12 protein-coding genes and 1 tRNA gene are annotated in these 12,918 nt (G+C 66.6%); 6 read left to right on the forward strand and 7 right to left on the reverse strand.

Going from position 1 to position 12,918, the window contains the following annotated elements; translation table 11 throughout:
* Window positions 1-68: 68 nt before the first annotated feature.
* On the forward strand, window positions 69-344 hold the full coding sequence (locus AAHB16_RS28475) for an oxidative damage protection protein (RefSeq protein WP_150371342.1): 276 nt from the start codon (window positions 69-71) through the stop codon (window positions 342-344).
* Window positions 345-562: 218 nt separating this feature from the next.
* Window positions 563-1,855: a hypothetical protein gene (locus AAHB16_RS28480; RefSeq protein ID WP_150371341.1), complete on the forward strand. Its 1,293-nt coding sequence runs from the start codon at window positions 563-565 to the stop codon at window positions 1,853-1,855.
* A 37-nt stretch (window positions 1,856-1,892) separates the two neighbouring features.
* Here AAHB16_RS28480 and rpiA read toward each other — a convergent pair whose 3' ends face one another.
* Complete coding sequence (gene rpiA / locus AAHB16_RS28485) at window positions 1,893-2,579, reverse strand: ribose-5-phosphate isomerase RpiA (RefSeq protein WP_150371340.1); 687 nt, start codon at window positions 2,577-2,579, stop codon at window positions 1,893-1,895.
* Window positions 2,580-2,754: 175 nt separating this feature from the next.
* Between rpiA and tal the strand changes: the two genes are divergently transcribed.
* Complete coding sequence (tal, locus tag AAHB16_RS28490) at window positions 2,755-3,711, forward strand: transaldolase (protein ID WP_150371339.1); 957 nt, start codon at window positions 2,755-2,757, stop codon at window positions 3,709-3,711.
* A 4-nt stretch (window positions 3,712-3,715) separates the two neighbouring features.
* Here the strand turns inward: tal and AAHB16_RS28495 are convergent, their stop codons facing one another.
* From AAHB16_RS28495 to rnr, 3 genes are all read right to left on the reverse strand, one after another.
* A complete protein-coding gene (locus tag AAHB16_RS28495; protein WP_150371338.1) occupies window positions 3,716-4,444 on the reverse strand; it encodes an SIR2 family NAD-dependent protein deacylase in 729 nt (242 codons plus the stop codon).
* 14 nt (window positions 4,445-4,458) lie between these two features.
* Window positions 4,459-5,202 carry a 23S rRNA (guanosine(2251)-2'-O)-methyltransferase RlmB gene (gene rlmB / locus AAHB16_RS28500; RefSeq protein WP_150371337.1) on the reverse strand — a complete coding sequence of 248 codons (744 nt, stop codon included), beginning with the start codon at window positions 5,200-5,202 and terminating at the stop codon, window positions 4,459-4,461.
* A gap of 126 nt (window positions 5,203-5,328) precedes the next feature.
* Window positions 5,329-7,947 (reverse strand): ribonuclease R, encoded by a 2,619-nt coding sequence (gene rnr / locus AAHB16_RS28505; RefSeq protein WP_150371336.1) that lies wholly within the window; start codon window positions 7,945-7,947, stop codon window positions 5,329-5,331.
* A gap of 67 nt (window positions 7,948-8,014) precedes the next feature.
* Here rnr and AAHB16_RS28510 point away from each other — a divergent pair.
* The 3 genes from AAHB16_RS28510 (at window position 8,015) to AAHB16_RS28520 (ending at window position 9,500) form a co-directional block, all read left to right on the forward strand.
* Window positions 8,015-8,101, forward strand: a tRNA-Leu gene (locus tag AAHB16_RS28510).
* A 272-nt stretch (window positions 8,102-8,373) separates the two neighbouring features.
* A complete protein-coding gene (locus tag AAHB16_RS28515) occupies window positions 8,374-8,808 on the forward strand; it encodes an Rrf2 family transcriptional regulator (RefSeq protein WP_150371335.1) in 435 nt (144 codons plus the stop codon).
* A gap of 62 nt (window positions 8,809-8,870) precedes the next feature.
* Window positions 8,871-9,500, forward strand: coding sequence for an NAD(P)-dependent oxidoreductase (locus AAHB16_RS28520; protein WP_342052574.1), 630 nt, complete (start codon window positions 8,871-8,873; stop codon window positions 9,498-9,500).
* A gap of 5 nt (window positions 9,501-9,505) precedes the next feature.
* On the opposite strand, the gene AAHB16_RS28525 is transcribed toward AAHB16_RS28520, so the two are convergent.
* The 3 genes from AAHB16_RS28525 to AAHB16_RS28535 form a co-directional block, all read right to left on the reverse strand.
* A complete protein-coding gene (locus AAHB16_RS28525; protein WP_150371333.1) occupies window positions 9,506-10,075 on the reverse strand; it encodes a phosphoribosyltransferase in 570 nt (189 codons plus the stop codon).
* 151 nt (window positions 10,076-10,226) lie between these two features.
* Complete coding sequence (locus tag AAHB16_RS28530) at window positions 10,227-11,570, reverse strand: adenylosuccinate synthase (protein ID WP_150371332.1); 1,344 nt, start codon at window positions 11,568-11,570, stop codon at window positions 10,227-10,229.
* 172 nt (window positions 11,571-11,742) lie between these two features.
* Window positions 11,743-12,894 carry an ATP phosphoribosyltransferase regulatory subunit gene (locus AAHB16_RS28535; protein WP_342052575.1) on the reverse strand — a complete coding sequence of 384 codons (1,152 nt, stop codon included), beginning with the start codon at window positions 12,892-12,894 and terminating at the stop codon, window positions 11,743-11,745.
* Window positions 12,895-12,918: the final 24 nt, after the last annotated feature.

The following is a 12,918-nucleotide window of genomic DNA, read 5'->3' on the forward strand; positions in this document are numbered from 1 at the left end:
CAGGGGCAAGACCGGTCTTCGCCCGCCTTGGCTACAATACCGCCACACGAAAAAAACTGGAGTCCCTTATGGCCCGCATGGTCCATTGCATCAAGCTGAACAAGGAAGCCGAAGGCCTCGACTTCCCGCCGCTGCCGGGCGAACTCGGCAAGAAGATCTGGCAAGGTGTCTCGAAGGAAGCCTGGGCCGGCTGGCTCAAGCATCAAACGATGCTGATCAACGAAAACCGCCTGAACATGGCGGACGTGCGCGCGCGCCAATACCTGCTCAAGCAGACCGAAAAGTATTTCTTCGGCGACGGCGCCGATCAGGCCGTCGGCTACGTGCCGCCGCCGTCGGCATAAGCCGCTGGCGCACCGCCTGACGAGAGGTGTCTTCGGACACCTCTTTTTTTGGCCATTTTCTGGCCGCAACGCGATGTCCCGCCTACGCGGAAGTCATCCTTTTCCGAAAGCGCTCCGACGGCACGCCGGACCTTTACGCTTCTTGAGAAACATCAAGGTCAGAAACCTCTGACGCTCGCTACGCTGGCGCTCCTTTCCACACATGAAGGAGTGCGAACGTGACGCTAGCCTCGAAACTCGCTGCGGGAATGCTGTCGGCCGTGGCCACCGCAGGCACTGCCCTGGCGCAGGGCGCCGCCGAAACAAAGCCCGTCACCTATCGCGGTCCGCTGTCGTTCGGCGGCACCGCCGTGGTCACCGTGGACGCCCCGAGCGCCGGCAAGGTCCATGTGCGCTTCGAAGACGCCCCTTCCGGGCTGCGGGGCGCGATCGTCGGCAGCTATACGGTCCGGCACGGCGAATACACGGCCCGGCAGTTCGTGGCCGACAACGACGCGCCGCCGCCAGAGACCATGACCGCGCGCCTGCGCGGCGTCACCTTCCGCTTTACGCGTGACGCGGACAAGCTCAGCGGCGGACTCTCCGGCCTGCCCAATGCCGACGCTGCCGGCACGGCGACATCGCGCGGGACGCGACTGGCGGGCGTGCTGCACGCATCGGCCGCCACCGAACTGCCCGCCGTGGCTTCCATTGCCGGGGTCTACTACTACGTGCGGCATCGCGAAGGGGCGGCGCCGGTCCGGACATCGCCGGGCGGCCTCGACGCGGGCCAGCTCCGCATCGAGCGGTCGGGCGCCATCTGGGAATGCCAGGGCAAGGACTGCCTCGCGGCTGCGGCAGGGGCGAGCCAACCCGCGCGAAAGCTGGAGCCCGCGGACCAGACCCGCTGGCCGGGCGTCTTCACGGTCATCGCCGACGGCAGGCCCGCGGGCCGGCTCCATGTGTCGGGCAAACCCGGCGACCTCGCGCTCTATATGGGGGATGTCGGTCGCCCTGACGGCGCAACGCTCCCGGCAACGGATGGCGCCTCGGGCATCGTCGTCATGCGATCGGCGGAGCATGTGCCCGCCGCGCTGCCGGACGGCCGGTGGCGGTGCCAGCATCCGAACATGCGGCTCGATCCGCAAACCGGTGGCCAGGTCCATCGCGGCACGCTGCATACGGAGACGCTGGATATGACGGGACCATCGGTCCGCAACCGGCATCTCAACCGGCCCGTGCGGACGTTGCCCGATAGCGCGCAGGGTCTCCCGGGCGGCGCTGCGCCAGCCGAGGCGAACGGACTGCAATGGGTGCGGTGGACGCCGCAGCGGGACCAGGTGTTCCTGCCGCTGGCGGCCGACACGATGGCGTATCAGCTACGCTCGACGGCGCCGGCGTCGTTCGCCGACCAGATGGGCGTATGCCATCGCCAGCGCGCCGGGGCGTCGCGCGCCACGAAACGCTCGGCCGATCGGAAAACGAAAGGATCTTCAGGCCGGGCCGCCGCGAGAACGCAGATTCAGCGCTGAACCCGCGCTGATTGCGGCGCCGACCCGGACGTTGCGATCAGTAATCGGTGCGGCGCACGCCGTCCGCGGTGCCGAGCAGCAGCACATCGGCGCCGCGGAGCGCGAACAGGCCGACCGTGACCACGCCGGGCAACTGGTTGATCTGCTCTTCCAGCGCCTTGGGCTGCGTGATCTTCAGGCCCGACACGTCGAGAATCACGTTGCCGTTGTCGGTCTTGTAGATGCCGCCTTCCTTGGTCATGCGCAGACGCGGCTGGCCGCCCAGCGCCGCCAGCTTGCGGGCCACGGCCGCGCGTGCCATCGGCACCACTTCGACGGGCAGCGGGAACGTGCCCATCGTCTCGACGAGCTTGCTGCCATCGGCGATGCACACGAATCGCGCGGCCACCGAGGCCACGATCTTCTCGCGCGTGAGCGCGCCGCCACCGCCCTTGATCATCGCGCCCGACGCGTCGATCTCGTCGGCGCCGTCGACGTAGACGGGAATCTCGTCGACCTCGTTGAGGTCCAGCACCTCGAAGCCATGCTGTTGCAGGCGGCGCGTGGACGCCTCGGAGCTCGAGACGGCACCCGAGAAACGCTCCTTGAACCCGGCCACGGCGTCGATGAAGAGATTCGCGGTGGAACCGGTGCCGACGCCGAGTACCGCGCCGACGGGCACTTCCTGCTTCACATAATCCGCGGCGGCCTGGGCCACCAGCGCCTTGAGTTCGTCCTGAGTCATGACAACTGCCGGTTGCTTGAGGGAAAACGCGTAGTGTAGCGGATCGCGAAGTCCTGCCCGTGTCGGACGGCACCCTCTGTTGGACGGAGGTCACGCGACGGTACAATGAGCCGTTCCCCGGGAGCCGGTTCGCATGCGCTCCTGCCCGTTACCCCGCAGTTCATCCCGCACGATCATGACCCAGCTCGAACAACTGAGGCAGTTCACGACGGTGGTGGCCGACACCGGCGACTTCCAGCTGATGAAGCAGTACAAGCCGCAGGACGCGACGACGAATCCGTCGCTGATCCTGAAGGCCGTGCAGAAGCCCGAGTACCGCCCGCTGCTCGAAGCCGCGGTGCGCGATCACGGCGGCTCGGGCAAGGACGCCGTCATGGACCAGTTGCTGATCGCGTTCGGGCTCGAGATCCTCGCGATCGTGCCGGGCCGCGTGTCCACCGAGGTCGATGCGCGGCTGTCGTTCGACACCGCCGCCACCGTGGAAAAGGCGCGCCATCTGATCACGCTGTACGAGCAGCGCGGCATTGCGCGCGAACGCGTGCTGATCAAGATCGCCTCGACGTGGGAAGGCATCCGCGCGGCGGAGGTGCTCCAGCGCGACGGCATCCGCTGCAACATGACGCTGCTGTTCTCGCTCGCGCAGGCGGTGGCATGCGCGGAGGCCGGCGCCCAGCTGATCTCGCCGTTCGTCGGCCGTATTCTCGACTGGTACAAGAAGCAGGCCGGCGACAAGTGGGATGCCGTGGCGAATGGCGGCGACAACGACCCGGGCGTGCGATCGGTGCGCCAGATCTACGAGTACTACAAGAAGTTCGGCCACGAGACCGAGGTGATGGGCGCGAGCTTCCGCAGCACCGCGCAGATCCTGTCGCTCGCGGGCTGCGACCTGCTGACCATCAGCCCCGACCTGCTCGAACAGCTCAATGTGGAAGGCCCGGCGGTCGAGCGCAAGCTCTCGGTCGGCCACGCGCATGCGGCAAATATCGCGCGCATCGCCGCCGACGAGGCCGCGTTCCGCTGGCAACTCAATGAAGATGCGATGGCCACCGAAAAGCTCGCCGAGGGCATCCGCCTGTTCGCGGCCGATGCGGTCAAGCTCGAAGCATTGATCGGCGAAATGGCGCGCCAGTAACGCGTTATTCCGCCCACAGCAGCGGCAGGGTCTCCCCTGCCGCGCCCGCCAGCACGATATCCGCGGTCTGATCGAGCACCGATGGCTGCGGATTGACGACGATCACCGTGGCACCGTTGTCCTTCGCCACGCCCGGCAGCGCCGCCGCCGGATAAACCATCCCCGACGTTCCCACCACGAGGCACAGGTCGCTGTGTTCGGCCGCGTATTCGGCGCGATAGCGCGCCACGCGCGGCAGATCTTCGCCGAACCACACCACGCCGGGCCGCATCAGCGCCCCGCACAGGGCGCAGCGCGGCGGCTCGCCGGGCGTGGGCTCGACCGTATCGCACCGGCCGCAGCCGTCGAGCCACTTGTTGGCGAAGAGGTTGCCGTGCAGCTCGACCACATGCTCGCTGCCGGCCCGCTGGTGCAGCCCGTCAACGTTCTGCGTGACCAGCGTCACCGGCTTGCGCGCGGCCAGCCACACCAGCGCGTCGTGTGCCGGATTGGGATGCGTCGCCGCAACCAGCGCGCGCCGGTGCTCGTACCATTGCCATACGAGCGCCGGCTGGCGCCGGTATGCGGCTTCGGTAGCGAGTTCCTCGGGATCGAACCGGGCCCAGAGCCCGGTCAGCGCATCGCGAAACGTCGGCACGCCGGACTCGGCGGAAATCCCCGCCCCGGTCAGCACGAAGACGTTGCGCGCCTGCGCGATCCGCGCGCGCGCCTCGGCCAGCGCGTTGGCATCCATCGCGTGCTCGACGCTTACTTCGGCAAGCGCCGCTGGCGCACCGCCTCGTACAGGCACACGCCGCTGGCGACGGACACGTTGAGGCTTTCCACACCGCCGGCCATCGGAATGCCGACCAGCTCGTCGCAGGTCTCGCGCGTCAGGCGGCGCATGCCCTCGCCTTCCGCGCCCATCACGATCGCCATCGGTCCCTTGAAGTCGATGTCGTACAGCGACTTGTCGGTGCCGTCGGCGGTGCCGACCACCCAGATGCCGCGTTCCTGCAGTTCGCGCAGCGTGCGCGCGAGATTGGTCACGGTGATATAGGGCACGGTTTCGGCAGCGCCACTGGCCACCTTGGCCACGGTCGCGTTGAGACCGACGCTGCGGTCCTTCGGCGCGATCACGGCGTGCGCGCCCGCGCCATCGGCCACGCGCAGGCAGGCGCCGAGGTTATGCGGGTCCGTCACGCCATCGAGAATCAGCAGCAGCGGCGTGCCCTCGATACCGTCGAGCAGCTCGTCGAGGTTCAGCGCGAGGGATACCTCTTCCGCGCGGGCGACCACGCCCTGGTGACGGTCGGTGCCCGCCATGCCACGCAGGCGGTCGGCATCGACGGGATGGAGCCGCACGCCGAGGCTTTCGGCGAGTTTGACGAAGTCCTGCATGCGCCGGTCACGGCGCGAGGCTTCGATATAGACATCGGAAACACCCTTCGCGTCCTGGCGAAGGCGTGCAGTGACGGCATGAAAGCCGATCAGGAGTTTTTGCTTGGCCATGGCGGGATTGTAGGGGATATCCCGGGGCGCAAGAAAAAACCGCGGGCAAACGACCACCCGCAACAGGAGACTCGCGCTGCCGCCGGCGCCCTCTCGAGGAAGGCGCCTCGCGGCAGCGGGCTCACGCTAGCGCTTGCGTGCCGCGCGCGGGCCCTTGGTCGCCGTCTTGGCGCCGCGGGCCTTGGTCGCCGGCTTGCGCGGCTTCTCCAGATGCGCGGGCTTGGGCTTGGCCGCGCGCTTGGCGGGCTTGCCGCCCGGCGTCTTGTGCGTGGCATGGCCGCCATGCGCGACGTTCGGCTTCATCGGCGTGATCACGGCCTCGAACACCGGCTGCTCCTCGATCACGCGATCGAGCGTCTCGTCGAACGATTCCTCGGGCTTCGACGTGCCGCCGAGCAGTGCCGCAAGCTGGCGCCCCTTCTTGCGCGCCGGCACCGCATGCGCCGCCGGCACGCGCGGTTGCGCCTCGGGACCCGGCACGCGCGCGCGCAGCGACTTGGCCGACGGCTCTTGCACCAGACGGAAGTCGATCTTGCGCGCATCGAGGTCCACGCGCGACACCTGCACGCGCACGCGATCGGTCAGCCGGTAACGGATGCCCGTGCGTTCGCCGCGCAACTCGTTGCGTGCCTCGTCGAACTGGAAGTAATCGCTGCCGAGTTCGGTCACGTGCACGAGGCCCTCGACATACAGCTCGTCGAGCTGCACGAAGATGCCGAACGACGTGACGGCGCTGACCGTGCCTGCGAAATCGCTGCCGAGCTTGTCGCGCATGAAGTAACACTTGAGCCACGCCTCGACGTCGCGCGATGCCTCGTCGGCACGGCGCTCGTTGGCCGAGCAGTGCAAGCCCAGTTCGTCCCAGATGGCCTCGTTGCGGCGCGCGCGCGCGGCCGTGGCCTCGGCACGCTGCTCGGCATCCTTGGCCTGCATGCGGCGGGCCTTCGGGGAGATCGAGGTATTGAACTCGGTGCCCGGCGCAAAGGCCGGCTGGTACTTCGTATGCGCGAGCACCGCCTTGATCGCGCGATGCACGAGCAGATCCGGATAGCGCCGGATCGGGCTCGTGAAGTGCGCGTAGGCTTCGTACGCGAGGCCGAAGTGGCCGATATTGTCGGGACTGTAGACGGCCTGCTGCATCGAGCGCAGCAGCATCGTCTGCAGCATCGGCGCATCGGGACGCGACTTGATCTTGTCCATGACCTCGGCGTAGTCGGACGCCTGCGGCTTGTCGCCGCCGCCGAGCGACAGGCCCGCGGTCTTCAGGAACTCGCGCAGGTTCTTGAGCTTCTCCTCGCCCGGCCCCGCATGCACGCGATAGAGCGTCGGATGCTTGAACCGCTCGAGGAAGTCGGCCGCGCACACGTTGGCCGTGAGCATGCACTCCTCGATCAGGCGGTGCGCATCGTTGCGCGTGCGCGGCAGGATCTGCTCGATCTTGCCCTGCGCGTTGCAGACGATATAGGTCTCGGTCGTGTCGAAGTCGATCGCGCCGCGCTCGCGGCGCGCCTTCAGCAGGACCTGGAACAGTTCGTACAGGTTCTGCAGATGCGGCACGAGTTCGCCACGCTTGTGGGCCTCGGGGCCCTTAGTGTTCGACAGCACGGCCCAGACCTCGTTATAGGTCAGGCGCGCGGCCGAATGCATCACGGCGGGATAGAACTGGTAGCCCTTGACCTCGCCCTTGCTCGTGATCACCGCATCGCAGACCATGCACAGACGGTCCACCTGCGGGTTGAGCGAGCACAGTCCGTTCGAGAGCTTCTCCGGCAGCATCGGAATCACGCGGCGCGGGAAGTAGACCGACGTCGCGCGATCGAGCGCGTCGGCATCGAGCGGCGAGCCCGGACGCACGTAATGCGACACGTCCGCGATGGCCACGATCAGGCGCCAGCCCTTCGTGCGACCGATCTTCACGGGCTCGCAGTACACGGCATCGTCGAAGTCGCGCGCGTCCTCGCCGTCGATCGTGACCAGCGGCACATCGCGCAAGTCGATGCGGTGATCGAGGTCCGACTGGCGCACCACGTCGGGCAGCGCCTGCGCTTCCTTGGCGGCGGCATCGGAGAATTGATGCGGCACGCCGTACTTGCGCACCGCGATCTCGATCTCCATGCCCGGATCGTCGATATCGCCGAGCACTTCCACCACGCGGCCCACGGGCTGCACGTAGCGGTCCGGCCATTCGACGAGCTCCACGCTCACCACCTGGCCCACACGCGCCTTGCCCTGCGACTTCGGCGGAATGAGGATGTCCTGGCCGATGCGCTTGTCCTCGGGCGCCACGACGAGCACGCCGTTCTCCGATAACAGGCGGCCGATCACGTAACGGTTCGCGCGTTCGACGATTTCGACGATCTGCCCTTCCGGACGTCCGCGGCGGTCGTAGCCGATCACGCGCACCTGCGCGCGATCGTTGTGCATGGCCTTCTGCAGTTCGCGCTCGGGCAGGAAGACATCGTCCTCGCCATCGTCGCGGATCAGGAAGCCGAAGCCATCGCGATGGCCCTGCACACGGCCGAGCACGAAATTCGGCTGGTGCGCGAGTTCGTAGCGGCCTTTTCGGTTCAGTTCGATCTGACCGTCGCGCTCCATGGCCGCGAGGCGCTTCTGAAAGCCGTCATGCTCCTTGCGCGTGACGGAGAGGGCCTTGGCGATATCGCCGGCCGACTGCGGCGACCCCGAAGTTCTGAGCACGCCGAGGATTTCTTCCCGGCTTGGGATCGGATAGTTGTTCTGATTCAATTTTTGGAAACTATTTGACAAACGTTATACGGTCGCTATAATGGCCGCTTCGGTTGTTTCGACACCTGCCCAGGTGGCGGAATTGGTAGACGCACTAGGTTCAGGTCCTAGCGGTGGCAACACTGTGGAGGTTCGAGTCCTCTCCTGGGCACCAAGGATATTCCTGCAAAGAACCCGCAACGCTTTCGAGCTTGCGGGTTTTTTGTTGTCCGCGCGGTTATCTCTGCGACGCCAGCAATCCCTGATCAATCGAAACTCCCTTCTTCTCTCTTATATCGGTCTGCACTCGGGACACCTGAATCCAACACCTGAATGCATCGTGAATGAGTGTATCAGCAAACAGTGGCGATTCCGGCATTATCTTGTACCGGCTTGACATACCCCGCCATCTGTAACTACCATAGTTTCACATCAAGACATTTCAGCATGAGCACCAGCAGCCGTTTCGCCGTCGCGGTCCATATCCTCACTCTGCTCGCGCAGGCCGAGGAACCGCTGCCCTCGTCGCTGATCGCGGGCAGTGTCGGCACGAACCCCGCGTTGATCCGGCGCATGATCGGCGCGCTGACCGACGCCGGCTTCGTCTCGACCACGATGGGCAGCACGGGCGGCGCGATGCTGGCGCGCCCCGCCGCGTCGATCACGCTGCTCGAGGTATTCCGGGCCGTGGAGACCAGCGCGCTGATCACGCTGCACCAGAGCGCGCCGAATCCCGCGTGCCTGGTCGGGCGCGAGATCACGGGCGCGCTGCGCAATGTCGCCGACCGTGCGCAGGCGGCCATGGACGCGGCGCTCGCGGAAGTCACGATTGCAGGCATGCTCGCCGATGTCGAGCGCGCCGGCCAGCGCCGCAAGCGCTGATTTTTTTACCCTGATGTGTAACTACTTTAGTTTCACATTTTTTTGACGCGACAAGGAAGACCATGAATATCGCCATTCTCGGTGCCACCGGCAACGTCGGCACCCGCCTCACCGATGAAGCGCTGCAACGCGGCCACCGCGTGACCGCCCTCGCCCGCAGCGCCGAAAGTCTGCCCGCGCGCGCGGGCCTGACCGCGAAGAATATCGACGTCGCACAGGCCGACGCGCTCGCGCGGGCCCTCGCGGGACACGACGCCGTGATCAGTTCGCTGAAGTTCCACGGCAACGACCCCCGCCGCATCATCGAGGCGGTCAAGGCCGCGGGCCAGGCGAGCGGAGGCGAGACGCCGCGGCTGCTGGTCGTCGGCGGCGCGGGCAGCCTGTTCGGCGCGCCCGGCGTGCAGATCGTCGATACGCCGGAATTCCCGGCCGCGTACAAGGCCGAAGCGCTTGCGGGCCGCGAGTTCCTGAACACACTAAAGGGCGAGACGACGCTGGACTGGACGTTCCTGTCGCCGTCCGCGCTGCTGGCGCCCGGCGAACGCACGGGCAAGTTTCGCCTCGGCGAGGACGACCTGCTGGTCGATGCCGCAGGCAACAGTTCGATCTCGATCGAGGACTACGCGATCGCGATGATCGACGAAGTGGAAACGCCGCGGCATACGCGGCGGCGTTTCACGGTCGGCTATTGAGTGGCTCAGGTCGCGCTATCGTCGTCCAGCAGACTCGCGCGCCTGCCTCGCTTGAGCCAGGCCGCGAGGTTGTGCGGACGCAGCGTGTCGTACTCCTCGAACGGCTGGTGAATCCAGGGGTTCGAGGGGAGGAACGTCACGTGATAGTCGGGCTCGACCTTCGAGCACGCCTTGTACCAGATGACTGCCGAGCGCACCTCGGTCACGGCCGGGTAGCGCTCCTTCAGATGCTTGCCCACGCGCTCGAGCGTGATGCCCGAGTCGACGAGGTCATCGACGAGCAGGATCTTGCCCGACAGCTCGCCGCGCGTCATCGTGATGTATTGCGCGATATCGAGCTCGCCCTGCTGCGTGCCCGCGGCTTCGCGATAGCTGCTGGTCGCGAGGATGGCCAGCGGCACATCGAAGATGCGCGACATCTGGTCGCCCACGCGCAGGCCGCCACGGGCCAGGCAGAGGATCTTGTCGAATTTCCAGCCCGACTCGTGCACGTTCAGCGACAGGCGCGCGATCAGCCGGTGGTATTCGTCCCACGAGACCCAGAGGTTCTCGTCGTCGTTGGTAGGGAGGTTCATGTTGTGCTGTGCTCTTTTTATTCAGTCGTGGTCTGACCGATAAAGCTTTCGGCCCGCGATAGCGGGCCGAGGGAATTGCCGCGACGCTCGTGTCGCCGCGGTCATTATGTGCGGCCGCCCGGGTATGTCCCCGTTCGCGGCCGTCATGCCGTTACGCCACCTGATAGGGGTGACGCAGCAGAATGGTCTCGTCACGGTCGGGACCGGTCGAGATCATGTCGATGGGAATGCCAACCACGTCCTCGACGCGCTTGAGGTAGTTGCGTGCCGCTTCCGGCAGCGCATCCCAGCTCTTCACGCCGAAGGTCGACTCGTTCCAGCCCGGGAATTCCTCGTACACGGGCACGCAGGCGGCCACGGCATCGGAGCCGCGCGGCAGGATGTCAACGGTCTTGCCGTCGAGCGTGTAGCCGACACACAGCTTGAGGGTCTCGAGACCGTCGAGCACGTCGAGCTTGGTCATGCACAGGCCCGATACGCCGTTGATCTGCACCGAACGCTTGAGCGCGGCGGCATCGAGCCAGCCCGTGCGGCGCGGACGGCCGGTCACCGAGCCGAATTCCTTGCCCACGTTGGCCAGGCGAACCCCCACGGGGTCCTGACGCGCGGGATTGTCGTTGTCGTACAGCTCGCTCGGGAACGGACCCGAACCCACGCGCGTGCAGTACGCCTTGGTAATGCCGAGGATGTAGTTCAGACGGCCCGGACCCACGCCCGCGCCCGCGGCGGCCGCACCGGCCACGCAGTTGCTCGACGTCACGAACGGGTACGTACCGTGGTCGACGTCCAGCAGCGTGCCCTGCGCGCCTTCGAACATGAGGTTGCCGCCGGCGGCGTTCACCGCGTACAGCTCGGCCGACACGTCGGCGACCATCGGCTTCAGGCGCGGCGCGTAGGCCAGCGTTTCGTCGAGGATCTGCTGATAGTCGAGCGCCTCGGCACCGAGGTACTGCGTCAGCATGAAGTTGTGGAAGTCGAGGTTCTCGCGCAGGCGCTCGGCGAACGCTTCCGGATTGAACAGGTCCTGCACGCGTAACGCGCGGCGGGCCACCTTGTCCTCGTAGGCCGGGCCGATACCGCGGCCGGTCGTGCCGATCTTGGCGGCGCCACGGCGCGCTTCACGCGCCTTGTCGATGGCGACGTGATACGGCAGGATCAGCGTGGTGGCTTCGGAGATGCGCAGGCGATTTTGCACCTGCAGGCCGGCGGCCTCGAGCTCCTCGATCTCGCGGAACAGCGCTTCGGGCGACAGCACGACGCCGTTGCCGATGTAGCAGACCGTACCGTCGCGCATGATGCCCGACGGAATCAGTCGAAGAATGGTCTTTTTGCCGCCGATGATCAGCGTGTGGCCTGCATTGTGACCACCCTGGAACCGCACCACGCCCTTTGCCTGGTCGGTAAGCCAATCGACGATTTTCCCTTTGCCTTCGTCACCCCACTGGGTTCCGATCACGACGACGTTGCGTCCCTGGCTTACTGCGGATGCGGACATGTTGAATTGGTCAGAAGGTTAAAAACGTATTCTACTCTCGTTGCGGAACAGTGCCCGTTTTTTGGGCGCCAAACTGGTCCGTTCGAGACAAATCGCGGCATGCGGAAGCAGACCGCGAACGCATGCCGGCACCGGCCGCGAAGCCGGTCCCGGCATCGGAATCAGCAGATATTCAGCGCGGCACGACGACCCAGGCGTTGCCCTGGCGGACCAGCTGGCGGTCGCAATTGAATTCGTCGAGCTCGTGCGTGTGGCCCGGCAGCGACTGGATCACGATCTCGCCATTGCCGCGCAGGGCCGCGATGGCCGCACGCAGCGCGGGATCGGCATCCCACGGGGCGAAAACGGCCAGCGCGCGCACTTTCACGGGCGACAGGGCCGCCACTTCGCGCAGGTCGAGCGAGAAACCCGTCGCGGGACGGGCGCGGCCGAACGCTTCGCCGACCTTGTCGTAGCGGCCGCCACGGGCCACGTAGTTCGGCAGGCCGGCCACATAGGCCGTGAACATCACACCGCTGTGGTAGTGATACCCACGCAGGTCCGCAAGGTCGATATTGACGCTCGCGCCGCTCACGCGCGCGGCCAGCGCGGCCAGCTCGTCCAGCGCGCGGCCGATGGTCGGGCTCGAGGGCAGCGTCGCGCGCGCGCGATCGATCACGTCCACCCCGCCATACAGCGTCGGCAGCGCCAGCAGCGCGTCGCGCTCGGTCTCGGGCATCCCCGCCGTCAGCTCGCGCAGTGCGGAAACGTCCTTGGTTTCCAGCGCCGCGAACAGCGCATCCTCGATCTTGCGAATGGACGGCAGCCCTTCCAGCACCGCGCCGAGAATGCCCGCGTGGCACAGATCCAGCCGCACGTCGGTCAGCCCCGCCACCTGCAGCGCGGCCAGCATCAGTTCCTGGATCTCGACGTCGGCCTCGAGGCCCGCATGGCCGTAGATTTCGGCGCCGAGCTGAATCGGCTCGCGCGTCGCATGGAAGCCCGCCGGACGCGCGTGCAGCACGTTGCCGGCATAGCACAGGCGCGTCACGCCCGGGCGGTTCAGCAGGTGCGCGTCGATCCGCGCGACCTGCGGCGTGATGTCGGCGCGCAGGCCCAGCGTGCGGCCGGACAGCTGGTCGACGAGCTTCAGCGTGCGCAGGTCCAGATCGTGACCCGTGCCCGTCAGCAGCGACTCGAGGTACTCGAGCATCGGGGGCATGACCAGCTCGTAGCCGTAGGTGCGGAACAGATCGAGCATGCGGCGGCGCAGTTCTTCGATCTTGCGCGCTTCCGACGGCAGGACGTCGGCGATGTTTTCAGGCAGGAGCCAGTGGTTGGACATGGTGCTTCTCATAACTGTCATACG

It is taken from the genome of Cupriavidus sp. OTU4054, assembly GCF_038440175.1.
GTDB classification, from domain to species: Bacteria; Pseudomonadota; Gammaproteobacteria; order Burkholderiales; family Burkholderiaceae; genus Cupriavidus; species Cupriavidus pauculus_D.